Here is a 23,360-nt window from a genome sequence, read left to right as displayed (position 1 = left end):
CGCTCAACCTCAAGCATCAACAAGATGTGATAAATCGATAGAATCGAGAAACGAGTCAATCTTTATAACCTTGCCAGAAGCAGCCGACGCTTCGGCAGCTTGGCCGACGACAATAGACCAAAAGCCCTGATCAACGTTTGCCGCAGACTGCGCAACACCGTCCAGAGCATCATGAAAAGACTGGTGTTCATAGAACGTGGCGCCATGATGGCCGCTTTGTTCGATAAAGGATGGATACCCTAATTCAACCCGACGGGAAGGACCCGTTTCAGCGAGTTCAATATTGAGCAACGACTGACTTGACTGAGTTTGAAAAACGTTAAACGTCTCAGTGGTAGTCAATCTGCCTCTATCCCCACAGACAATCATTTCCTCATGAAAGTTGGGCACAAACATATTGAGCTCAAAGTTCGCCCGCACACCATTTTTGTACTCAATCACGACTGTCGCGTTGTCCATTATGTCGGATTGTTCACCGTTGTATTCGAACTCTTTGAAATTGACTGCTTGACTGCCACGGGCGAAGACCGCATCGGGTTGACTGCACGCGAAGTGATTGAGTAAATCGAAATAGTGGCAACATTTCTCAGTTAACGTACCGCCCGTGTTCTTTGAAAATTTGTTCCACTGACCCACTTTGTCGAGAAAGGGGGGACGGTGTTCAAAAAGTTGAAGTGTCTTGACTTGCCCGATTGATTGTCGGGTGAATATTTCTGCTGTGGCCTCAGCATAGACCGCTTTGAAACGATACTGTAATCCGACCTGAACATGGGACGGATAGTCGTTGCACAGAGATACGGTTTCGGCCGCATCCGCCAGCGTTGTCGCCATCGGTTTTTCAAGCAGTATGGGTTTGCCGCTTTGCATTACCTGTTTGAGGATCGATAGGTGGGTATGATTGGGCGTGGCGATAATAAATGCGTCAACGTCCTCACTCGACGTTGCCTCTTCAATTGATTTGAAATGAGTCGGTTTGTCTCCCGTTAAATCTTCGTTCAGACAACTGGCCACTTCCAGGCTATGTCGTTGCTCGTCGAATAAACCCACAACCCGCGCTCGCCCGAGAAGATGTGTGACCGCTAGGTGTTCCTGACCAATGGTGCCGCAGCCAATAATAGCGATCGTGCGACTCGGTTCAGGCTTCGCGTACAGATAACGGTCGTCATGCGAAATATGGGACTGACTCTTCAAATCCTCAAAATACCGCAGGCGGATTTCTTGTCGTTTCGTCATACAGTCACCCGAGTCATAATTACTGATCATACGTGCGGGAATCTCAAAATACAAACGTTTGTATTTTAATTTATCAGCGTCTTAGCTACTCTTATATCCAGGATTTCGTTAGATTCATACTGCGCTCTCGCATCATCACACGTTCACGAGACCATGAAGAAAAATTCCGCGATTAGCAAACGAGTCACGATCAAAGATATCGCAAAAGCGGCTGGCGTTGATCCCTCTACCGTGACGCGGGCACTAGGCGGATCGCCGCGAGTCAAGCACAGCACTCGAGCGCTCATCGAAGGCTTGGCAGAAGAACTCGGCTATGTGCCCAGCGCTATCGCCCGATCGCTTTTGACCCGACAGAGCAATCTGATCGGTGTTGTGATTCCAGATATGACCAATCCGTTTTTTGACGCCCTGGTGCGCGGTATCGAACACCAAGCTTCGCTCTATCAGCAACGTGTACTCGTACGCAGCACGGACGGCGACCCGGATGCAGAACGAGACGCTGTTCGACTCTTCTACGAACTCAACGTCGATGGCCTAATAATTCCGATCGCGCGCTGTCCACAGTCGTTTTATGAGCGACTCGACAAATCGACGCCAGTCATTCATGTGAACCGCGACGACGCGGAACACAGCGTAAGTTGCAACACCATATCAGCATCCGAAGCGCTCGTTGACCATCTCATAGCGCTCGGACATCGCCGCATCGCGTTCGTTTCCGGTGTTTCGGGTTTCGTCCAGGAACCGAAACGCATTGCGTACGACCGTGCTTTGCAGCGAGCTGATATTGCGCTCAAACCCGACCTGCTGTTTGCCTATGATGGCTCCACCGACAGCGTACGAAAAATTGCCGATCAACTGCTAAATAGCCCGCATAATCCGACAGCCGTTTTTTCCTGGAACGATGTGTGCGCAATCAGTCTCATTCACGTTCTGCACGAACGTGGCATCTCGATCCCAGAGCAGATGTCGGTCGCCGGTCACGACAACATTGACATGGCTGCGTTGGTTCAACCTACCCTGACGACCGTCAATTGGCCCATGACAGAAATCGGTATTCGCAGCGTTAATCTGCTCATGAATATCCAAGGCCGTTCTACCGAGCAATGCGTCGCTATCCCGGCTCCTCAACTCTTAATACGCGACTCGACAGGTCCTTGTCCCCAACCTAAGCGGACGGATTAGAAACAAGGACCATGACGAGCCTCAATCGCCGTGTCTAGAAGTCGAGTCGAACGCTCACGCCAAAGTAACGATCGCTGTCACGTGGAATCACATAGCGGAATCCGTCGCCTGCAAAAGTGGTGGCATACGCCTCATCGGTGAGGTTTTTGCCGATCAACGACACAGACAGTTTTTCGTTCTCACTAACGTAAGCGATGCTGCCGTTTAAAATGCCATAGTCTGGCAGCAGAAAGGGCACCTCATCGACCTGCCCAATATTGCCGGAGAGCTTCTCATCCGTATAAATGTAGCTGGCGTTAAATCGAAGCGTGCCGCCACGAGCTAATGGGTAGTCATATTGATTGGCCAAGGAATACTTCAGATCCGGGGCAAAAGGTAAGGGCGCGCCGGTCGTGCTTTCGGCATCGGATGACGCTAAGCCGCCACTGATTAACCAGTTGTCGGTTGGGTTGTAGATAAAGTCAACTTCAATGCCGCTGGTTTCAACATCGCCACCGTTCGTAAATCCGGTAATGGTTGTGCCATCGGACGCATCGAAGTCATTGGCCTGAAAGTTCTCGATATCCGTGCTGTATAGAGCAATCGCCAACAGTCCCCAAGGAGCGGAATATTTATAACCGAACTCAATTGAGTCAGATGTCTCTGATTCAATGGGATTAATATCGTCGTCATCCATGTTGTAGAACACATTGAATGCGGGACCTTTGTAGCCCTGACTGAAGGTACCGTAGAATAAATGCGAATCGCCCAGTTTGTACTGTACGCCGATACGACCAGAGACGTCTGTTTCATCGGTCGAACCCGAGAGATTGGTGTCAGTTTGATTGTTGCCGTCTGAAAAGCGTGGTCGCACCCCTACACCGCGTCGTCCGAATTCATCATTATTCACTCGATTATGATTAAACGACACGTCGTCGTTGGTGTATCGCAAACCAAACTGAATGCTAAGTGCATCGCTTAAATGCCAGTTTCCCTGACCGAATACAGCAAAGTTTCGAAACTCGGTATCCATAAAACCGGTGGCCGAAACAATATCATTGGCATTACAGGTGATGTTGTTCGCCGCGATGAAGGCAGCAACATCGGCGGGATCATTCGGCAATCCAAGCGTTTGGTCGAGATGATTGGCGATAGCAGCGTCAAGCTGACCGTTATTGTTTTGGCAGCTCGCCTCACGCGTAAAATTTCGTTCAGACTCAATATTCCAGTAGAACAAGCCAACCTGATAATCGAACGCGCCACCTACCGGTGAGGACAGACGAAGCTCCTGTGAAAACTGGCGCCATTCCTGGGGCCCGATATCATGAAGCTGAAATGGGACACCAAACACTGGATCGGTACTATCGCCAGCAATGGACGTGAAATCACCTTCGCGAAACTCGGTGTTATCCCACGAACGTTGAGCGGTAATTGAGGTGAGCGTATGTTCGCCAAGTTCTGTTTCCACTTGGATGGACGTGGCCGTTGTTGAATCCAGCGTGCGGGTTTCAAAATCATGATCCACACGGCGTTGATTCAAGTCGAGTCCGGTTCCGCTCGGCGCGGCTTCTGAGGCTGGGTTGCGGCCACTTGGACGTGCTTCCAAGTCTGCACAGCAATCATTATCGGCATCGTAATCCTCAAAAATGAATAGCACTTGCGTTTTGTCGCTTACGTCGTATTCGAGCATTCCCCGGACACCACGTTTGTCGTAGCCGTTGATCGTTTCATTGTTGAACACGTTTTGAATAAAGCCATCAAACTGGGCATCCATGAACGTGAGGCTTCCGCGCAGATTGTCATTTATCGGGCCCGAAACTCGAGCTTTTATCTGTGTTTCATTATCTTCGTAGTAGGTAGCGGAGACGTATCCCTCGAGTTCGTCACTGGGTCGACGAGTGGTAATGTTCACAACGCCGGCTGACGCGTTTTTACCGAACAGTGTTCCCTGGGGCCCGCGCAGCACCTCCACCCGCTCGAGATCATACAAATCACCAAAAGCTTGTCCGGAGCGTCCCAAGACGACGTTATCCACCACGGTCGACACACTGGGTTCCGCTGCGATACTGAACGAGATCGTACCGATTCCTCGTACAGTGAGTGCGTTGTTGCGTGTGGTATTGCCGGATCGGATACTCAACGACGGTACTAACGCCTGTAGATCTTCCATGTTGTTCGAAAACGTCGAATCGATGAGGTCACCGCCAAGCACCGATACGGCCACCGGTACATCCGCGACACTTTCCTCGCGTTTTTGTGCTGTGACTATGATTTCTTCTAACGCTCCTTGCGCATGAACAGTCGTTGGAATTGACGTTAAGAACATACACACTGCGCTGAAAAGAACGGCAAACAGGTTTGACTGACGCATAAAAAAACTCCCGAGGTTTTAATTTGCAAGAAAACTCAAACGACGACACGCAGATCGCCCAAACCGACTCCGCGTGATGTGCAGGCTCCATATTTACCCAGCCTGTCGACAAAATGCAAACGTTTGTATTTTTGGCATTCATTATTGCGGCGCAGCGTAAGCGCTTGGAATCCTGTCGAAAATCTACCAATCAGCTAATTTTCTGGGCGGCCGCCGAGCGCCACCAAAAGGCGACGTTAAGCACCGCCAACCCGGCCAAAACCCAGTAAAACGCCTTGCTCAGCTGCCCTCCTACCAGACCTATGGTGGAGAACAACGCGTAGACAATCACCACACACGACATCAGCAACACAGCGGTCGGAATGGCAAAGCGCCAAGGCGTCAGATCCACTTTGCTTTGAACGGTATATGTCCATTCATTCGCGCGAGGGCGCCAGTGTCCAATCGCCAACATCATGATCACTTCGACAACAAACAGCACCGCGTAGAGATGAATAAAGTGCAGCGTCACCACATCATCTAGCAGGAATTTAAGTATCGCGTAGGCCACGACATGAAAAACGATCACGCATTTCGCCGCTAAGGCCGGCACTCGACGTGTGAACAGTCCAACAATGACGATGACGATAATAGGAATGTTATAAAAACCGGTAAAAATTCGGATGATCTGCCACAGCCCCTCTGGCGCGAACTGCAAGAGTGGCGCAACGGCAAACGAAAACAACGCAATGACAACACTCGCTATCTTAGCGATCCGAACCAACTGTCCATCCGAAAGAGGCTCTTTTCTCAGCGGCGCATAAACATCCAGGCAAAACAGTGTCGCTGCGCTATTGAGCAAAGAATTGAACGAACTAAATACTGCGCCGAGCAGTACGGCGAGAAAGAATCCGGCCATGTAGACGGGTAACACATCTTTGATTAACTGGGGAAAAGCCAGGTCAATCGTCGACAGTCCGGGCCCATAGAGATGGTAGGCAATAGTGCCTGGAATCATCATCATGAAGGGCACCATTACTTTAAAATAACCTGAAATCAGAACACCCTTTTGGCCTTCCGCGAGATTCTTCGCGGCAAGAGTCCGTTGAATCACATACTGGTTGGTACACCAGTAGAACAGATTGGCAAAAATCATCCCCGTGAACAGCGTGCCAAACGGTGTTGGGTCGTTTGCGCCACCAATGGCATTGAGTTTATGCGTATCGACCGTGGTTAAGATATTGAGTCCCTCGAGAAAGCTGCCCTTTCCAAGCAATATCAAACCCAATATAGGAACCAGCAAACCGATAATGAGCAGGCCAATACCGTTAATCGTGTCAGACACTGCAACCGCTCGCAGGCCACCGAATATAGCGTATAGCGCCCCAAGACATCCGATGGAGATGATCGTGATAACCAGTCCTTGGCTGTAACTCACGTTAAGTAGGGTCGGCACATCGAAGAGCTTTAGCACTGCGATGGAGCCCGAATAAAGCACGGACGGAATGGTAATGAGGCCGTAACCCACCAAGAAGAGGACAACCGTCATGCGACGCACCGAATCGTCAAATCGGCTATTAAGAAACTCAGGCAACGTCGTAAACGCGCCAGCCAAATAGCGAGGTAAGAAAATCAGCGCCATGCAAACAGTGGCAAACGCCGCCGTTACTTCCCACGCCATGCTACTCAAATTATAGCCGTACGCGCTGCCATTTAAGCCGATCAACTGTTCCGCAGACAAATTGGTGAGCAGCATAGAACCTGCGATGAACACACCGGTCAAGCCACGACCCGCTAGAAAGTAGCCGTCTTTGGTGTCGACCTCACCGCGCGTTTTTCGCCATGAAATATACGCAACAATGCCCATAAAAAAGACACAACTCACGAGCGTAAATACAACATCTGACATGGGCAGGCTCCGCGAAATTACGCACATAAACCGCGAGAAACGGGCTCGAATCTGTTTTATCGATCATGCGCTGATCAATTACATCGCTTGAAAAAATGATTCACACGGTAGCAACGAAATTTTTAAAGCGCAACGACACATAGCGCGCCTGAACTTCGCGTACCCATCCGATAAGATCTCGGTAAGTTCTTAGAAACCGGTAACTGGCACCATGAATTGACGCTCGACATTCGTCACGTGCTTGATCGAACGTTCCGTTCACGCAACAGTGGTGCAGGCAGGATTGGACGTGCTTAACGCCAATTCGAATCTACAAATAAGCTGGTAATCGACGCGGTGCACACAGACTGTATTGCGCTCACTAGGTCGATAACGGTGGAGGACTATGCACAGGGCGGGTTCATCAGACCCCATCGGCAAGTAACGACAGGATGAGAACGATCGTTGCGTGAAATGGACGCGCTACCCTTCGCGGATCGGTGCCCCGTCGATGACCTTCGAGTTTATTGAGGGCGCCCGTCGGCATTGTCTAGATCAGGCCGTCGCGAGGTTTGGGTTTAACGCCAACCGTTATCCAGAAATCTCCGGTCGTGCAAAGAAGGGTTTGCCGCTGCGGAACGTGTCTTCGCGGCGCAGCAACAGAAGCAGCATAAGCCCAGCAAACATGAGCCCGGCGACCACGATGATGGGTAACGCGAAGCTGCCTGTTTTTTCCGCCACAATGCCGCTCAGAATAGGCGACAAAATTTGAGCGATACAGTAACCCAGCGTTAATCGCGCCATGATTTGACTGGCATCGCCCAGATATCGACGACCAACAATCGCCAGTGTGAGCGACACGATGCCCATGAAGCTAAATCCAAATAGGAGCGAGGCGACAATTGTGCCAGTGAGGGTGGGCACACCGATCATGATCAAGTTGCCGACCGCATTGAGAAAAAACGCCGCCAGCAGCGCATCAAGATAGCTAATACGGCGCGCCAACGCTTCCCAAATTAGCGGCGCCGGCGTCGCCGCCAATCCAACAAACAACCAGGCTTTTGCACCGAAATCAGGCAGTGGCTGTAGCTCGGCAATTAACGACGTAAACGTCGCGTTCATCGTGTTACTAAAGCCGGCGCAGAAATAGGCCGCTTGCAACAGCCATACCCAACGCACGGAAGGAATGAGTTGCTCATTCTGCTCAACGGTGGTGTTGCCGGTATCCTCTTGCTCATAATGAGGAAGGGGCATAAGAAACTGGGCTAATGCCAATGGGATGAACGCCGCCACAGCCATCACTACCCACATAAGTCGATAATGCAGGTCAAACACCGAGACCAGAATTTCGGTGGTCAGTCCACTTAGAACGATGCCAAGACCCAAGCCGCAAAAGTACATGCCCATGCGCACGGGGTGACCTTTGTGGTGTAGCCAGTTGATGATCAGCCCAGCACCGAACAAAAATCCGGCCGCCGCCGCCGTACCCGCAAAGAAACGGCTCGCCCCCCAGACCAACATATGCTCATGGGTTGCCATGACCGCGGTGGCAATCACGGCAACAAACAGAGCATAACGAAAGAAGAAATCTTTCACCTTGGTATTGGAGATTAGCCAGACCACAAACAGTCCGGCGAGATAGCCAATGTAACCCCAGCCCGCGAGCCAGCCGGCCGCACTCTCAGTGAGACCCGCTTGTTCTCCCATTACCGGGATCATTGGCGTGAACGCATATCGCCCAAGCCCCATGCACACCACCAACGAGCAAACGCCGGCAAGCATTACGGTAAACCGATTAGCCTTGATCATCACTCTCATCCAATATCAGCGTCAGTCGGGCGGCCAGTTCAGCGGGCGTAGTGCTATGGCGCATGGCGTCAACGAGCGCTCCTTGTTTATTCACAATAAAAAAACGGGAGGTATGTAGGTAATCGGTCGCCTCATCGGCCGCCGATTCGCCGCCGGACGTGCGCTCAAAAAATGCCCCATATTGCTGCGTTACCGACTTGATCTGCTCCAAGCTTCCAATCAGTCCGCTGATCTGCGGATGCCATGACTGGGTGTAGCGCTCAAGTTCATCAATGTCCTCAAGCCATGGATCAATATTGATCATTAACGCCTGTACGTATTCGCGATTGGAGTCGGGCAATCGATTGAATGCCGACTTAAGTGTGTGCATCGAAATATCACAATAGTTCGTGCAGCCTAAAAAACCGAAGTAGATAACGACCACTTTGTCGTCGAAGTCTGACAAGCGCACCGGTCCTTGATGGCCGGTCAACTCAAACTCTCCACCGAGTGTGCCGTTGGCGTTGCCTACTCCACCTAATGGTTGATTGGTATTACTCATCCAAAAGCCAAACAACGCCACAATAAATATTAATGCGACGAGTGGTAGTAACCACATCGCTGTCTGTCTTGATTCGGTCTTGGTCACGACTAATGCCCCATCAGCATATTGTGATTCATCGATTGCATTACCCAAATCGAACCGACGATAAGTATCGCGACGAGGATCACAACAAACACCGCCGACATCGTGTTCCACCATTGTTCTGAGCCACCATTCATATGCAAAAAGAACACCAGCTGCACCAGAATCTGAGCAATCGCACAAACGAAAATGGTGAGAATGATTGGGCCTTTAGGAAACTCTGAGAACATGACCAGCGTAAACGGGATGGCGGTGAGCACGAGGGACAGCACCAAACCCAACACGTACTGCTTCACATTGCCATGCGCTACACCGAGGTCGTCATCGGCACGGTGGTCGCTGACCGCCTGCAAGACACGATCATTCATTAGAGCATCTCCATTAGATACACGACGCTAAATACGCAAATCCAAATGATGTCCAGAAAATGCCAGAACAGGCTCAGGCACAAAAGACGAGTCGAATTTGACTGAGTGATCCCATCGCGCACAAAGTGAACGACGAGAACAATCATCCAAAGCATGCCAGCAAACACATGTAAACCATGCGTGCCAATGAGGCCGTAAAAGGCCGACCACGCGCCCGCTGACCCGGGCGTCGCCCCTTCATGACTCAGATGAATAAACTCCATCACCTCGAGATAAAGAAATCCTGCGCCCAACAGGAACGTCACCGCTAACCACGCGTACATCGATCGTATCGATTTTGCGTACATTCCTAGCACCGCCATGCCAAAGGTAAAACTACTGAACAGCAGTAGCGCGGTTTCCATCGCAATGTAGTTGAGATCGAACAGTTCGACAGCAAGCGGCGCATCGACAAAATTAGCCCGCAGCACCGCGTACGTGGCAAAGATGGATGCGAACAATATGCAATCAGACAAGATATACAGCCAGAACCCGAACAGCGTGTCGCCCTCGTAGTCGTGGTGTTTTTCCTTGTCAACGAATCCAGTGTAATCCAGAGGTGGTTTGACTAATAAATTGCTGCTCATCTTTTATCCTAAGCAATCAGCTCCATATTGTCGGGTACCGCTTCATAATCCTCATCGCGCTCACCGCGTGCCCGACGGAAGCGGCGCCAGCGTTCGCTTTCAATGGCTTCGATTTCTTCCACACTGACCCAATAGTCTTTGTTGCCGCTAAATGACCAAACAAGAAACGCGCCGAATAACGCCACAAAGCTGATCGCTGCAAGCCACCACATCCACCACACCATCGCAAACCCAAGCGGAATAGTGAGCATACCGATAACAAAGCCCGCCCACGTATTGCGCGGCATATGAATCGGTTCATAATTGGGCGGCGGTCGGTGTTCCAGGCCGTGTTCTTTGAGATAGCTCAGGTGATCGCGATCTCGAATATCAGGGAGCACTGCAAAATTGTAGAACGGCGGCGGCGAGCTGGTTGTCCATTCAAGTGTACGCCCATCCCATGGATCGCCCGTTAGGTCGCGGTTCTTATGGTGGTCACGAATGCTCGCGAATATCTGATAGAACTGGATAAGAATACCGACAAGAATAATCGCCGCACCAAATGCAGCCACCACCAGCCAAAAATTCCAAACAGGATTATCGTAATAGTTAAGCCGGCGTGTCATGCCCATGAATCCGAGGATATAGAGCGGCATGAACGCGACAAAGAAGCCCACTGTCCACAATGCCGCGGCCCATTTGCCGAGTTTCTCATCGAGTTTGAAGCCAGTTGCTTTCGGGAACCAATACGCAACACCGGCAAACAAACCGAACACCACGCCACCAACAATCACGTTGTGGAAATGCGCCACAAGAAAAAGACTGTTGTGTACAACAAAGTCGATCGCGGGTATCGCCATCATGACGCCGGTCATTCCCCCTAGTGCAAAGGTGGCGTAGAAACCCATCGTCCACCACATCGCCGATGTGTACTCGACACGGCCTCTGTACATAGTGAACAGCCAGTTGAATAGTTTTACGCCAGTGGGTATGGCGATGACCATCGTCATGATGCCGAAAAATGCATTGACGTTCGCACCACCGCCCATCGTAAAGAAATGGTGCAGCCACACCACAAATGACAGCAACATGATCGCCGCCGTTGCCCACACGAGTGAGTTGTAGCCAAATAGTCGCTTTCGACTGAAGGTCGCGGTCACTTCGGAGAACACGCCGAAGCACGGCAAAATGAGGATATACACTTCCGGGTGTCCCCACGCCCAGATGAGATTGACGTACATCATCTGATTGCCGCCGCCATCAGCGGTGAAAAAGTTCATACCAAGATAGCGATCTAACGTAAGCAATGTTAGGCACACGGTTAGGATCGGGAATGCAACAACAATTAGGGCGTTAGCGCACAGGGACGTCCACACAAACACGGGCATTTTCATTAACGTCATACCGGGCGCACGCATACGCAAAATGGTGACAATAAAATTAATGCCTGACAGGAGCGTACCGATGCCGGATATCTGAAGCGCCCAGAGCCAATAGTCCACACCCACCCACGGGCTGTAGTCAATCCCCGATAGCGGCGGGTACGCGAGCCATCCCGTCGCCGCAAACTCACCAACAAAAAGTGAAATGTTGAGAAGAAGCGCCGCCGAAACAAACAGCCAAAAGCTCAGCGAATTCAAAAAGGGAAAAGCCACATCACGAGCGCCGATCTGCAACGGCACAACAATGTTCATCAACCCAATCAGCAGCCCCATCGCGACAAAGAAAATCATGATGACGCCATGAGCTGTGAATATCTGATCGTAGTGTTCCGGTGGCAAATAGCCCGCTCCAGACACACCGACCGCGGCTACCGCTTGTTGAGAGCGCATCAAGAGTGCGTCGGAAAAACCGCGGATCAACATGAGTAGGGAGGCGATGATATACATGATACCAATGCGTTTGTGATCCACAGAGGTTAGCCACTCATCCCAAAGGTAGCGGAGTTTTCCGAAGTACAGCACCGCGCCAATAATCGCCAGGCCACCCAAACTGGCCACGAAAAAGGTGGTGACCAGAATCGGATCTTCGTAGGGAATCGAGTCAAATGTCAGCCGGCCCCAGAAAGGGTGGGCTTCTGTCACTATTTCATCGTAATTCTTGGCCATTATGGTTTCTCAACAGACGCTTCTTCTGTTTTTTCATCACTACCACTCAAGCGTCTCTTGGATAGTTGACCGAGACTGCCCGAGTAGCGATCAATGATTTCACTGAATAACAGCGTGTTCGCCAACGAAAAGTACATAGGGGGTACGTCGCGACTTTTTTTTCTGAGTAACTCGTACGATTCACTCGACAAGGACTGGTCGCTGGTTTTGACATCACTGACCCATTGTTCAAACGCATGCTCAGATTCGTGTACATGGGTTTTGAATTTCATGCCCGAAAAACCAAACCCGGAATAGTTAGCCGACATGCCGTCGTAGACACCTGGCTCATCTGCCATTAAGTGCAGTCGATTTTCCATGCCCGACATCGCATAGATCTGAGAACCGAGGTTAGGAATAAAGAATGAGTTCATCGCACCGTCAGAGGTAATCAAGAACTGCACGGGCTGATTGACTGGCATCGCCACCTCGTTGACTGTTGCGACACCTTCTTCGGGGTAAATGAACAGCCACTTCCACGGAAGCGCCACCACCTGGATGATCATCGTCGGTTTGTCTGATTCAATAGGACGACGCGGATCCAGTTCGTGAGAGCTCACAAACGTCAGATAGCCCAACACCGATATAATCGCGATGGGAATACCCCATACGGCTGCTTCAATTTTGTTGGAATGTTCCCAGTAAGGGTCGTAGGGTCGATCCGTTTGACCCCGGCGATACCGCCACGAGAAGATAAATCCCATCATTGTGACCGGAACTACCACGAGCAGCATGATGCCGGCACTCACCAGTGTCAGCCACATGATGTCGTTGGCAACCGGTCCTTTTGGGTCAAACAAACGCCATTCACTGCTGCAACCGGTCAAAGACAGGCACGCGAGCACGGCGAGGGCAGTCTGGTAGCGGAATCGGGTTGTCATTATGTTCAGTCTAGATTGGATAGACGATACTGCGTAATCGGTTTGTGGATTATATTATAATTTCGGTAATTACTGAAATAAACGTAAGTCACAGTTTTGACAATCCATTGCGGTTGTTGGTCTATTGTCGTACAACTGTATTCCGCCACCTTCAGTATTTACCGAAAATTCAGTAACCTAATACCTATGAAAGATCTCGAACCCTCTAAACAGGCATTTGTACTGCACTTTGGCGAAATGGGCAGTCGGTGGGGCATCAACCGAACGGTCGGACAGATTTATGCGCTGCTGTACATGTCGGAGCAGCCACTTAACGCCGAACAAATCACTGAAGAGCTTGGGCTATCTCGTAGCAATGTCAGCATGGGAATCAAAGAGTTACATGCGTGGCATCTGATTCGTGCACAGCACTTGCCCGGTGATAGAAAAGACTATTTCTCGACACCCGGCGATGTATTAGATATTGCCCTGATTTTGCTCGAGGAACGCCGCAAACGTGAGCTGGAACCCACCCTGACACTGCTTCGACAGATGTTGATGGACGACTCGGAACACGAGGCCAGCCATCCGTCTTTTGAGCGCGATCGCATGCGGGAAATGCACGACCTCATGGAACAAGTATCGGACTGGGCCGACGACCTTCAGCGTATCAGCCGCAAAGACCTCAAACTCTTGCTCAACTTAAGCAAGAAGGTACCGCGCTTGCTCGAGATGAAGGATAAAGTGACGAGCTTCGGTAAGCGCGACTAACGCCATCAGCCTGAGAGGCACGTCCATCTTCGACGCAGTAATGCGCTAGAAAAACGTGCTAATCATTTGCTCGCGCATCTGATCGATCTGTCGATCTTTGGGTAATTCGACATCGGCATAGGTAATGGCGGTATCGATTGCCACCGGGCGCTTCATCACACACCCCTCGGCGACACCCATCGGTAATAGACCTTCTTTGAGACTCGTCTCGAAATTATCGATGAGCGCGTAGGCGGCATATCCACCGATGCCATCCAGCTTATCACCGGGCTTGAGATCTTTTTTAGCAATCGCCGCTGCTTCACAATATGGTCGACCTTTTGGCGCAACCGTTGCGTCATTGCACAACACAGCGCGCGACACCGTAATTGGAATTTCCAGCTGCGGCAAATGGAACGGCGTATAGAAAACATAAAACGGTCCGTCACCCATTTTTAAGTACCTTAAATAATCCTGTTTCATTGGGTGTTCGGAATGACCGACGACAAACGCGCCAGTGTAGGGGGATGCGCCAAGTAGAAAATCAACCACCCCACGTCCCGGCGTGAAGGCGCCATCCGGGAAATGCGCTAGGCACGTGCGCACATCATCACAATCCACGCCATGCATGCCCCGTTTATCCACGCCAAACCCTAACGAATTACCCAGCACCGAAAGCTCCATCGATAGTTTGGTGCCATCGACGAACGAGGTCATCATATGCGGCTTTTGGTTATTGGCTTCGGCAAATTCCCGTTGAGTTTCAGGTGTACGGTGAACGTCGTAAAAACCTTTTAAGTTGCCGGCACCCACGACTTCAAGACCAATGGTCTTCACAAATCGCGCGAGGTTCGACGCAACACCGGGCTCATCACCATCGGTGTTGGTGTAGATCACGCCCTGCTGGTCCGCCAAATGCTTGAGCAGCGGACCCACAGTTGCGTCCATTTCGCAGTTCAGCACAACCGTGTGCTTGCCGGCCAAAATCGACTTATGCGCCACCCACGCACCAAACTCAACTTCGCCTGTTGTTTCGATGATCGCATCAATCTGATCACACTCAAACACCGCGTCGGGATTGTCAGTAACCGCAAACCGGCGCTTTTCGATGGTGGTGTTGAGTTCAGATGCTGAATTAACCACTTCTACTTCAGCGCCCTCAACGGCATACGTATCTTTCGCATGCTGCAGTGTACGGTTAGAAATGACGGCCAGATGGATTGCCGGAAACGAGCTCAGTATTTGTGAGCAAATGTGTTTGGCACTATAGCCCGCACCGAACATAGCGACCCGAATCGGTCGATCTTCAGCAACGCGTTTAGCAATCTGTGTGTCAACAATAATCATGAACCATTCCTTTTGCAGTCCCTGGGGGCACTTGCGTTACTCGCCGAGGGGTGGGGTAAGACTGTACGTGCTAAATACGGTGGGAGTGAATGCGTGCCATCTCTATACGAAGTCAGGCCATGCGATATCGTTATCCGACATCACCTTCGCCTCGCCTGGCCACTCGATCGCAAACGCTGGATCATCGTGGCGTACGCCAGTAGCGTGCTCGGGCGCGTACATTGCCGAGGTGTTGTAGTAGATCTCGCTGTTGTCTTCGAGCGTCAAGTAACCGGTCGCACAACCTTCGGGTACATACAACATCGACGCGTTATCGGGGTTAAGTTCGAGGCCAAACCACTGCTTAAAGGTCGGCGAATCTGGTCGTAAATCTACGACCACATCCCACACCGCACCACGGGTGCAGCGCACGATTTTAACTTCTTCGTGAGGCGGCGTTTGATAGTGCAGTCCCCGTAGCGTGCCAGCCTTAGGGCTAAAGCCGATGTTTGACTGCCTAATCGTGTCTACCAGACCCATGTCTTTGAGTTCTTTTTCGCACCAAAGACGTCCGAAATAGCCACGGTCGTCGCCAATGCGATTCACATCCAACACATAGGCGCCAGCGACGCTGGTTTCGGTAAACTTCATAATCGCAGCTCCGCTAACTCTGCCAGCGCAGGTTTTTATCGAGTTTGTTTTCCTCGATCAAATTCATAATGTGGGCAATGCGCTTGTAGCGGATACCTTCATAATCGTCTTTATTGAGGCCATGCTGCACATAAGAGTCGTAGCACTGCTGCACACCCTCACGTGCCGTCCACGTGGTTTTAAACGTTGGAAACACTTTACCAATCTTGTCGAAGTTAACGCGATAACTGCGTTTGTCGGGGCCAGCGCCGTCTGCAACTTCAATTTCGCAATTAGGCACAATCTCATGAACATAGTTGGCCAAATCACGCATTTGGTAATTTTCGTTGTTCGACCCCACGTTGACCTGCAGCCCATGCACATCCTCACGCGGTGCTTTGAGCGCACAGACTACCGCCTGACAAATGTCGTCGATATGAACAAGCGGTCGCCAGGGTGTACCGTCACTTTTCATGAGAATCTTTCCTGTGGTGTATGCCCAGGCCGTCAGATTATTAATCACTAGATCAAAGCGAATGCGGGGAGACACGCCGTAAGCGGTCGCATTGCGTAAGAAAACCGGACTAAACGCATCGGTCGCCATCGGCGCGACATCGCGTTCGACATAGACTTTAGATTTGGCGTAGGCCGTCACAGGATTAAAATTGGCCGTCTCATCCAGTACGTCATCATCCCCAGCCTTACCGTACATGCTGCAGCTTGACGCGAACAAGAACCGCTTAACGCCAACCTCGCGCGCAATTTCAGCGATGCGCACCGACGCCTTGTGATTGATATCGTACGTCAGATCCGGATTAATGTTGCCAAGCGGGTCGTTGGACAGCGCAGCCAAATGCACGATCGCGTCTACACCTTTGAGATCATCCGGTTCGACGTCGCGCACGTCTTTGTTGATTGTCGCTATCGAATCGGGCGCATCACCGTAGGTACAATACCGATACAAGTCGGTATCAAGGCCGACCACGTCGTAGCCTTCTTTGGTCAGGATCGGCACAAGGTTTGTGCCAATAAATCCACGATGTCCAGTAACCAAAACTTTCATGTGTTGTCCTTTATGAGCTTCGCAAAAGACCAAAACGCATATAATTAGCCAGTTCGGCGAATAATTCGCCTTTTGTCCAGTACATGGTTTTAGTCAGATATTGATAAATCTTTCGTCGGTCCCCAGTCGGAATGGGCGCCCGTTTCGCCGCGTTGTAATACGCCATCAAGCCTCGCCACGACTGCATTAGTAGTCGCTGTTTGGAGGGATCCCAGAAATTGCGCTGAAGGTTTTCGTCCGAGCGATCGTGGCTACTCGACAAATCATGCATACGCCGGCTGAAGCGCGTCTCCGGCATTTCGAAGTACTTACCGTAGAGCGTGAGTTCAGCAATCAGATTCATATCCGAGGCCACAAAGTTGCCAAAAAGCGCGGTTTGCGACAGAGCGTCCCGTCGCATCAAACCATAGAGCACATTACTCAACCCGGTACGCTGTCGACATTCGATAAACCGCTCGGCGGCGCTGTTTTGGTCGAGGTGCAAATTGTCTTTGTAATCTTCCAGCCACTGACCTTCGCCGTCGATCAGTCGGGTGCCGCCATAGGCCAATACCACGTCCGGGTGTTGATCAAGCACCTCAACACACTCAGCGATGTACATGGGTTCGATCAAATCGTCCGCGTTCGACCATCGAAAGTAGTCGCTGTTCGCCGGCGTAAAGCACTTCGCATAGTTGCCAGCAGCGCCCACGTTTTGAGGGTTGCGTACATACACCACGCGCTCATCCTGGTTGGCGTAGTCCCGGCAAATGTCAGCCGTTCGATCGGTTGACGCATTGTCGGCGATAATTAAGCCAAAATCGTCGAACGTCTGGGAAAGGTTGCTAACGATGCTTTCTTCCAGATACTTCTCACCGTTATACACGGGCATTCCCGTGTACACGCGACGGAAAGGCAGGGCCTGTCCGTTATGTGAAGTGTCTGTTGTCATGATGCGGTTCCGCTTGGCTCGGGCGGTTCGTTCTTAATAGCGATGTACTGTGGCGTTTTCCGTCATTTCTGCCTACGACGTGGGTCTCAAACTGTTAAATTTTTATACGCATTGGCCAGATTAGGAGCCGGATTATACGCAAGGCATGATTTTTTGCACGATTCCGTCAATATTTCTCGAAAAAACGATGAAAAAAGAGCGAGTTAGACTGGTTATAATGCAATCAGCACGGCCTGGAACGATCAACCCGTCACGCCGCTGTATCGGTCGTTCAGAAAGCGACGCACCGGGTTCTCCAACGCGTAAAACGACACCAGTCCCACCACGAACGCGCCGGCCAAAAACACCAGCGATTGGCCCGGAAAAGACAGCAAACCGGTTTCGGATGCACGGTAAAACGGTTCTTGCCATAAGTAGATCGAATAGGACCAGATGCCCAGAAGTTGAAGCGGCCGAAACGAGAGCATCGCGTTAAACCAGCGGGGCGCCTGTTCTAGATGATTCACCGCAAAGGCAAACGCAAAAGGCGCTACCGCCCAACTTGCAAACCATGGCGCATACAAGGAATAACAGGCGATGCCGCCCATAAGCGCCAACACGGGCAGCCACGACGGGACATGCGGTGCCATCCGATCGCGAATCAAAAAATAACCCGCAGAGAGCATTAGATGCGCGGCCGCGGTCTCGGTGCGCAAGCCAAATTCATCCGTTGTCCATTCCGGAAATCGAATGTAAAGATAACGCAGCGCAATCGACGCAAATGCGATCATGAACAGCACGAGATATTCTCGGTAACGGAGCGCACCGATCAGCGTGATCAGACTCAATAAAATGTAGCAGTGCTCTTCAACGTTGAGCGACCAGATATGAGCAACCGGCAGATCGGTGCGCCAGATGCTTGGCTCGGCGGGGATATAGCTTCTCAAAAACGTCAACGTCGACAGATAATTGCCAGCCTCCTGTTTGCCCAGCCACCAACCCATCCCATAGATCACCGTTACAAACACGATGAACACCGGAAATATACGGCTGATACGCCGTTGGTAGAACACCTTAAGCGGTGTGCGCTTGACGAATAGAATATTCGACATGAGCAGGCCCGACAGCACGAAAAAGAAGTCGACACCCATGCGTCCGAGCACCACGCGTTCAAACGGTAGGAAGTAAGCAAAGGTACCGAAATGAGAGAGCAGGACAATGGCAATCGCAATGCCTCGCCAACCGTCCAGGGCATTGATTCGCGTCGCGCCAGTCTGACCGTAATGGCCGGCGCGGGCAATCCATTGACTTAACATTCCATGTCGTTGCACTGCGTTTACCGATTGCGGCAGAGCCGCTCAATGTCATTACTCTTGGACGGTGGCTCGGGCTGACCAAGGGTGTGGTAGCGGGAGTCGTTTTTGTTTGCCGCCATGGCGAGTGTTTAGGCTGTCATCATCCTAACCGACAAGTGGGGCGGTTGGCATCAAAATGTTCGGCGAACGCCAAGGATATCAAGGCGACAGGATATCTGCGCCACAACAAAGCAGGTTTCGTTACTTTAGAACACCGATTCCCGTCCAAAAATGCTGCACTGTTGCTGCAGCATTTCGTGGGCTAAAGAGCCTTGGCGAGGTCGATGATAGTTCGAGTAGGGCACTCTCGCTTGCGCTACGAACTCGCAGGCGATTGGATGCCAGCGCTGTGAACGTGGGTAGTTTGCCCAACACTTTGAGTGAGCTTGTGATGCGCTCCCTCGGGTTAGCTCACACGCTGGAGCTGACTGTGTCGACTGCGGGGGCCGTATTGTCGACTATGATTATGTGTGCCCAAGTAAAAAATATCGCCCTTAAGCTGCCAGGTAGCGGGATCCGGCGCCAAGCCATCATTCATATCAATTTCTTCAGCGAGCGCGATAATGTGTTCATACTCATCAACCGACAGTTTGGTTCGGTGTTCCAGATCTGGCCGCGGGTTTATGGCATCGGCGTAGTCCATGGCACCGTCCGCGACGCGAGCCAGCATATACGACGCGCCACATCCGCTGCCATATGAAAATAGGCTGATGTCTTGGCCTTCAAGTTCGCGATTCTTCTGAGAGATAAAATCGATCATCGATAGAAACAATGAGCCGGTGTAGATATTGCCCACCTGCGCATTGACCGAAAGCCAAGGCGCGACGAGCTGACCATAGGATTCGGTAAAAAACGTTTTATCTTCAGCTTCGCTCAAATCGAGTTTTCGACCCAAGTGTTGTTCCAAAAAGCAGGTGTGCGCTTTTCGAGCCATTTTGACAAAAGGCACATGATAAAAGCAGGCCGCTAAATTGGTGGCATCAAAACGCGTTGTGTCATCAGCCACGCCACGTGCATCGTCATAGGCGTGCTTCAATGCGTCCAGATAACAATCAATGGAATAGTGTCCGTCTGCGAACGCGTATTTTGAATAGAGCGGTCGCCAAAAATCCATGACTTGAGAGGAATAATCCCCCACACAGTTCATCTCCAATTCAAACAAACGGGGATTTTCGCTGACCACCATGGCAACCGCCCCGGCGCCTTGAGTGGGTTCGCCCGGTGTACCTATGCCGTATCGCGCGATGTCCGATGCGATGATTAACGCCTTGCGGCCTCGAGCGCGTCCGGACAGAATCCAGTCAGCGGCACTGGTGAGCCCAGCTGTGGCGCCATAACACGCGTGTTTGGTTTCAAACTGGCGACAGTTGGCCGGCAGTCCAAGCAATTCATGCACATAGACAGAAGCGGGTTTGCTGTGATCGATTCCGGTTTCGGTACCAATAATCAACGTGCCGATGTCGGCGGGATCGATGTCGAACGCATTCAGTGCAGTGCGCGCGGCAAGCGCGGCCATGCTGACGGTGTCTTCGCAGGGTGTTGCCACGGCCATTTGCTTTTGACCGATTCCTACCGTGAATTTGGCTGGGTCAACACCGCGCGCTTTGGCCAGATCAACCATGTCGATGTAGCACTGGGCGCCACTGAAACCCATCGCGTCGATACCTACTCGTCGGCTGCTCAGCATTGGTCTTTTCCTTTGGAATTACACACTGAATTCGACCCCACAGTGCGAGAAACCTTGGGGAAAATCAAGCAATAACGCGAGTTTTTCGGCTGCCATAATTGGCCACAATTGGGCATATCGTGGCAGAATTCAACATCAATCAAAATGTCGAAAAAAGAATGTAAAAACAATCAGATATCGATATTAGCAGCCAGTAGTGCGTTCTTTTCGATAAAGTCACGCCGCGGTTCGACATGATCGCCCATGAGCGTGGTGAAGATCTCATCGGCCGATACCACATCCTCGATGCGCACTTGCATCAGCCGTCGGTTCTCTGGATTAACGGTGGTTTCCCACAGTTGTTCCGGATTCATTTCACCCAAACCTTTATATCGGGATATCGCCTGGCCGCGCTTAGACTCGGTCATCAACCAATTCACCGCATCACGGAAGTTATCAACAGCGATGGATTTTTCCCCTCGTTCCACACGCGCACTGTCGCCAATCAGGCCAGTTAAGTCTCGGCCCAGATCTGCAATCGCCGCGTAATCTTTCGACTCAAAGAATTCCTTTGAAATTCGTCGTGTCGTTGAGACACCGTGGTAGCGTCGAACTAATTCAATAACGAACCCGTCACTGTTTTCTCGTGAGACCAACTGGGCGGTGTAGCGAGCCGAACTGTCATCATTACCATCGAGTGCTTCGATGATGTCATCGAGCCAAGCGGTCATTTTGGTTGAGTTGTTAAGCTGATCAGCGGTGACTTCAGGAGAGTAAATAAGTCGACGCAAAAAGTGTTCGTCGTAACGACGAGTTAAGCGTTCGATGAGGCCTTGTACGCGCACAAATTTTCGAGATAGTTTTTCGAGTGCTTCACCCCGCAATGCTGGCGCGCTGTCATTAACATACAGCGCGGCGTTATCGAGTGCGAGGTTAAGTAAGTAGTCATTGAGTTCGTTATCGTCTTTCACGTAGTGCTCTTGCTTGCCTTTTTTAACCTTATACAACGGTGGTTGGGCAATAAACACATGGCCGCGTTCGATGAGCGCTGGCATCTGACGATAGAAAAACGTGAGCAATAGCGTACGGATGTGCGAACCATCCACATCGGCATCAGTCATGATAATGATCTTGTGGTAACGCAATTTGTCGGGATCAAAATCGTCGCGACCGATTCCACAACCTAGCGCCGTTATCAGCGTGCCAACTTCTGCCGAAGACAGCATTTTATCGAATCGTGCCTTTTCAACATTCAGGATTTTACCCTTAAGCGGCAGGATAGCCTGGGTCCGTCGATCTCGTCCCTGTTTAGCCGAGCCCCCGGCGGAATCACCCTCAACCAAAAAGAGTTCGGATTTGGCAGGATCTTTTTCCTGGCAATCAGCAAGCTTGCCCGGTAACCCAGCAATATCCAACGCGCCCTTGCGTCGAGTCATTTCACGCGCTTTTCGAGCGGCTTCGCGCGCGCGCGAGGCATCAATAATTTTTTGCACGACCGCTTTGGCTTCCAACGGGTTTTCAAGTAGGAAGTCGGCGAGTAGTTCGCCCATCGCGGATTCGACAATGCCTTTGACTTCCGATGACACGAGCTTATCTTTCGTTTGTGACGAAAATTTTGGGTCCGGCACTTTGACGGATAAAACCGCGGTGAGTCCTTCACGCGCGTCGTCGCCGCTCATACTGACCTTTTCTTTTTTCGCCAGGCCCTGCTCATCCATGTAGTGATTGAGTGTGCGTGTCAGCGCGCTGCGAAAGCCAGACAGGTGTGTGCCACCATCCCGTTGAGGAATGTTGTTTGTGTAGCAGAACATATTTTCTTGATAGGCGTCATTCCACTGCATGGCGACTTCCACCACCACATCGTCTTTGTCAGCAACGAAATGGAAAACAGACGGGTGCACAGGTGTTTTATTGCGGTTGAGGTGTTCAACAAACGCGCGAATTCCTCCTTCATATTCAAAGACATCCTTTAAATCTTCGCGCTCATCGATCAGCTCGATGCAAACACCCGAATTCAAAAACGAAAGCTCTCGTAGACGTTTGGCGAGCACATCGTAATGGAAATCAATATTGGAGAATGTTTCGGGGCTGGGTTTGAACTGTATGGTGGTACCCGTCGACTCGGCGTCACCCATTTCTGTCAGTGGCGCCACCGGCTCACCATGCCGGTACTCCTGATGGTACAGCTTGCCGTTACGCCGAATAGTGAGCTCGAGATGTTCCGAGAGCGCATTGACCACTGATACGCCTACGCCGTGGAGACCACCGGATACTTTGTATGAGTTGTCGTCGAATTTACCCCCCGCGTGCAGAACCGTCATGATGACTTCGGCGGCAGAACGATTTTCTGTAGGGTGATTCCCGGTGGGGATGCCGCGACCGTCATCGCTCACACTCACGGACTCATCAGCATGAATCGTGACGATGATTTTCGAGCAGTGGCCGGCCAGCGCTTCGTCGATCGAATTGTCGACAACCTCAAAGACCATATGGTGCAAACCAGTGCCATCATCCGTGTCACCGATGTACATTCCAGGCCGTTTTCGAACGGCGTCCAATCCCTCTAGGACCTTGATATTACTGGCGTCGTAACGACTGTCGTCGGACATGAAAT

The 23,360-nt window shown here is 51.2% G+C and carries 18 protein-coding genes; 2 read left to right on the top strand and 16 right to left on the bottom strand.

Annotated features, from left to right (window positions below):
- Window positions 1-9 precede the first annotated feature (9 nt).
- Window positions 10-1,233: a Gfo/Idh/MocA family oxidoreductase gene (locus tag AAF465_01340; protein MEM7081365.1), complete on the bottom strand. Its 1,224-nt coding sequence runs from the start codon at window positions 1,231-1,233 to the stop codon at window positions 10-12.
- Window positions 1,234-1,386: 153 nt separating this feature from the next.
- Here AAF465_01340 and AAF465_01335 point away from each other — a divergent pair, with 153 nt between their 5' ends.
- Window positions 1,387-2,415 carry a LacI family DNA-binding transcriptional regulator gene (locus tag AAF465_01335; GenBank protein MEM7081364.1) on the top strand — a complete coding sequence of 343 codons (1,029 nt, stop codon included), beginning with the start codon at window positions 1,387-1,389 and terminating at the stop codon, window positions 2,413-2,415.
- Window positions 2,416-2,449: 34 nt separating this feature from the next.
- Here AAF465_01335 and AAF465_01330 read toward each other — a convergent pair whose 3' ends face one another.
- The 8 genes from AAF465_01330 to cyoA form a co-directional block, all read right to left on the bottom strand.
- Window positions 2,450-4,765, bottom strand: a complete 2,316-nt coding sequence (locus tag AAF465_01330) for a TonB-dependent receptor (GenBank protein ID MEM7081363.1) — start codon at window positions 4,763-4,765, stop codon at window positions 2,450-2,452.
- A gap of 190 nt (window positions 4,766-4,955) precedes the next feature.
- Entirely contained in the window at window positions 4,956-6,653 is a 1,698-nt protein-coding gene (locus tag AAF465_01325) for a solute:sodium symporter family transporter (GenBank protein ID MEM7081362.1), read from the bottom strand.
- A 570-nt stretch (window positions 6,654-7,223) separates the two neighbouring features.
- Window positions 7,224-8,441, bottom strand: a complete 1,218-nt coding sequence (locus AAF465_01320; protein ID MEM7081361.1) for a YbfB/YjiJ family MFS transporter — start codon at window positions 8,439-8,441, stop codon at window positions 7,224-7,226.
- Window positions 8,428-9,039 (bottom strand): SCO family protein, encoded by a 612-nt coding sequence (locus AAF465_01315; protein ID MEM7081360.1) that lies wholly within the window; start codon window positions 9,037-9,039, stop codon window positions 8,428-8,430. The genes AAF465_01320 and AAF465_01315 overlap by 14 nt, the downstream gene beginning before the upstream one ends.
- 32 nt (window positions 9,040-9,071) lie before the next feature.
- Entirely contained in the window at window positions 9,072-9,434 is a 363-nt protein-coding gene (cyoD, locus tag AAF465_01310) for a cytochrome o ubiquinol oxidase subunit IV (protein ID MEM7081359.1), read from the bottom strand.
- Window positions 9,434-10,060 carry a cytochrome o ubiquinol oxidase subunit III gene (gene cyoC / locus AAF465_01305; protein ID MEM7081358.1) on the bottom strand — a complete coding sequence of 209 codons (627 nt, stop codon included), beginning with the start codon at window positions 10,058-10,060 and terminating at the stop codon, window positions 9,434-9,436. Before cyoC ends, cyoD begins: the two co-directional genes overlap by 1 nt.
- 8 nt (window positions 10,061-10,068) lie before the next feature.
- Window positions 10,069-12,147 (bottom strand): cytochrome o ubiquinol oxidase subunit I, encoded by a 2,079-nt coding sequence (gene cyoB, locus AAF465_01300; protein MEM7081357.1) that lies wholly within the window; start codon window positions 12,145-12,147, stop codon window positions 10,069-10,071.
- On the bottom strand, window positions 12,147-13,067 hold the full coding sequence (gene cyoA / locus AAF465_01295; GenBank protein ID MEM7081356.1) for a ubiquinol oxidase subunit II: 921 nt from the start codon (window positions 13,065-13,067) through the stop codon (window positions 12,147-12,149). Before cyoA ends, cyoB begins: the two co-directional genes overlap by 1 nt.
- A gap of 186 nt (window positions 13,068-13,253) precedes the next feature.
- Between cyoA and AAF465_01290 the strand changes: the two genes are divergently transcribed.
- On the top strand, window positions 13,254-13,817 hold the full coding sequence (locus AAF465_01290; GenBank protein ID MEM7081355.1) for a GbsR/MarR family transcriptional regulator: 564 nt from the start codon (window positions 13,254-13,256) through the stop codon (window positions 13,815-13,817).
- Window positions 13,818-13,862: 45 nt separating this feature from the next.
- Here AAF465_01290 and AAF465_01285 read toward each other — a convergent pair whose 3' ends face one another.
- From AAF465_01285 to gyrB, 7 genes are all read right to left on the bottom strand, one after another.
- Window positions 13,863-15,143 (bottom strand): NAD(P)-dependent oxidoreductase, encoded by a 1,281-nt coding sequence (locus AAF465_01285; protein MEM7081354.1) that lies wholly within the window; start codon window positions 15,141-15,143, stop codon window positions 13,863-13,865.
- Between the two features lie 102 nt (window positions 15,144-15,245).
- Window positions 15,246-15,773 (bottom strand): dTDP-4-dehydrorhamnose 3,5-epimerase family protein, encoded by a 528-nt coding sequence (locus AAF465_01280; GenBank protein ID MEM7081353.1) that lies wholly within the window; start codon window positions 15,771-15,773, stop codon window positions 15,246-15,248.
- Window positions 15,774-15,786: 13 nt separating this feature from the next.
- Window positions 15,787-16,815: an SDR family oxidoreductase gene (locus tag AAF465_01275; protein MEM7081352.1), complete on the bottom strand. Its 1,029-nt coding sequence runs from the start codon at window positions 16,813-16,815 to the stop codon at window positions 15,787-15,789.
- Window positions 16,816-16,825: 10 nt separating this feature from the next.
- Window positions 16,826-17,746, bottom strand: a complete 921-nt coding sequence (locus tag AAF465_01270; protein ID MEM7081351.1) for a glycosyltransferase family 2 protein — start codon at window positions 17,744-17,746, stop codon at window positions 16,826-16,828.
- Window positions 17,747-17,988: 242 nt separating this feature from the next.
- Window positions 17,989-19,041: an acyltransferase gene (locus AAF465_01265; GenBank protein MEM7081350.1), complete on the bottom strand. Its 1,053-nt coding sequence runs from the start codon at window positions 19,039-19,041 to the stop codon at window positions 17,989-17,991.
- A 445-nt stretch (window positions 19,042-19,486) separates the two neighbouring features.
- Window positions 19,487-20,767, bottom strand: coding sequence for a hydroxymethylglutaryl-CoA synthase (locus AAF465_01260; protein ID MEM7081349.1), 1,281 nt, complete (start codon window positions 20,765-20,767; stop codon window positions 19,487-19,489).
- A gap of 170 nt (window positions 20,768-20,937) precedes the next feature.
- Window positions 20,938-23,355, bottom strand: a complete 2,418-nt coding sequence (gene gyrB / locus AAF465_01255; GenBank protein ID MEM7081348.1) for a DNA topoisomerase (ATP-hydrolyzing) subunit B — start codon at window positions 23,353-23,355, stop codon at window positions 20,938-20,940.
- Window positions 23,356-23,360: the final 5 nt, after the last annotated feature.

It is taken from the genome of Pseudomonadota bacterium, assembly GCA_039028935.1.
Taxonomy (GTDB): Bacteria; Pseudomonadota; Gammaproteobacteria; order Steroidobacterales; family SZUA-146; genus SZUA-146.
This window is presented reverse-complemented; position numbering and strand designations above follow the sequence as displayed.

Excerpts from the sequence above, each read along its gene's own strand:
- AAF465_01340 (MEM7081365.1), bottom strand. The coding sequence starts at position 1,233 with ATGACGAAACGACAAGAAATCCGCCTGCGGTATTTTGAGGATTTGAAG.
- AAF465_01335 (MEM7081364.1), top strand. The coding sequence starts at position 1,387 with ATGAAGAAAAATTCCGCGATTAGCAAACGAGTCACGATCAAAGATATC.
- AAF465_01330 (MEM7081363.1), bottom strand. The coding sequence starts at position 4,765 with ATGCGTCAGTCAAACCTGTTTGCCGTTCTTTTCAGCGCAGTGTGTATG.
- AAF465_01325 (MEM7081362.1), bottom strand. The coding sequence starts at position 6,653 with ATGTCAGATGTTGTATTTACGCTCGTGAGTTGTGTCTTTTTTATGGGC.
- AAF465_01320 (MEM7081361.1), bottom strand. The coding sequence starts at position 8,441 with ATGATCAAGGCTAATCGGTTTACCGTAATGCTTGCCGGCGTTTGCTCG.
- AAF465_01315 (MEM7081360.1), bottom strand. The coding sequence starts at position 9,039 with ATGTGGTTACTACCACTCGTCGCATTAATATTTATTGTGGCGTTGTTT.
- cyoD (MEM7081359.1), bottom strand. The coding sequence starts at position 9,434 with ATGAATGATCGTGTCTTGCAGGCGGTCAGCGACCACCGTGCCGATGAC.
- cyoC (MEM7081358.1), bottom strand. The coding sequence starts at position 10,060 with ATGAGCAGCAATTTATTAGTCAAACCACCTCTGGATTACACTGGATTC.
- cyoB (MEM7081357.1), bottom strand. The coding sequence starts at position 12,147 with ATGGCCAAGAATTACGATGAAATAGTGACAGAAGCCCACCCTTTCTGG.
- cyoA (MEM7081356.1), bottom strand. The coding sequence starts at position 13,067 with ATGACAACCCGATTCCGCTACCAGACTGCCCTCGCCGTGCTCGCGTGC.
- AAF465_01290 (MEM7081355.1), top strand. The coding sequence starts at position 13,254 with ATGAAAGATCTCGAACCCTCTAAACAGGCATTTGTACTGCACTTTGGC.
- AAF465_01285 (MEM7081354.1), bottom strand. The coding sequence starts at position 15,143 with ATGATTATTGTTGACACACAGATTGCTAAACGCGTTGCTGAAGATCGA.
- AAF465_01280 (MEM7081353.1), bottom strand. The coding sequence starts at position 15,773 with ATGAAGTTTACCGAAACCAGCGTCGCTGGCGCCTATGTGTTGGATGTG.
- AAF465_01275 (MEM7081352.1), bottom strand. The coding sequence starts at position 16,815 with ATGAAAGTTTTGGTTACTGGACATCGTGGATTTATTGGCACAAACCTT.
- AAF465_01270 (MEM7081351.1), bottom strand. The coding sequence starts at position 17,746 with ATGACAACAGACACTTCACATAACGGACAGGCCCTGCCTTTCCGTCGC.
- AAF465_01265 (MEM7081350.1), bottom strand. The coding sequence starts at position 19,041 with ATGTTAAGTCAATGGATTGCCCGCGCCGGCCATTACGGTCAGACTGGC.
- AAF465_01260 (MEM7081349.1), bottom strand. The coding sequence starts at position 20,767 with ATGCTGAGCAGCCGACGAGTAGGTATCGACGCGATGGGTTTCAGTGGC.
- gyrB (MEM7081348.1), bottom strand. The coding sequence starts at position 23,355 with ATGTCCGACGACAGTCGTTACGACGCCAGTAATATCAAGGTCCTAGAG.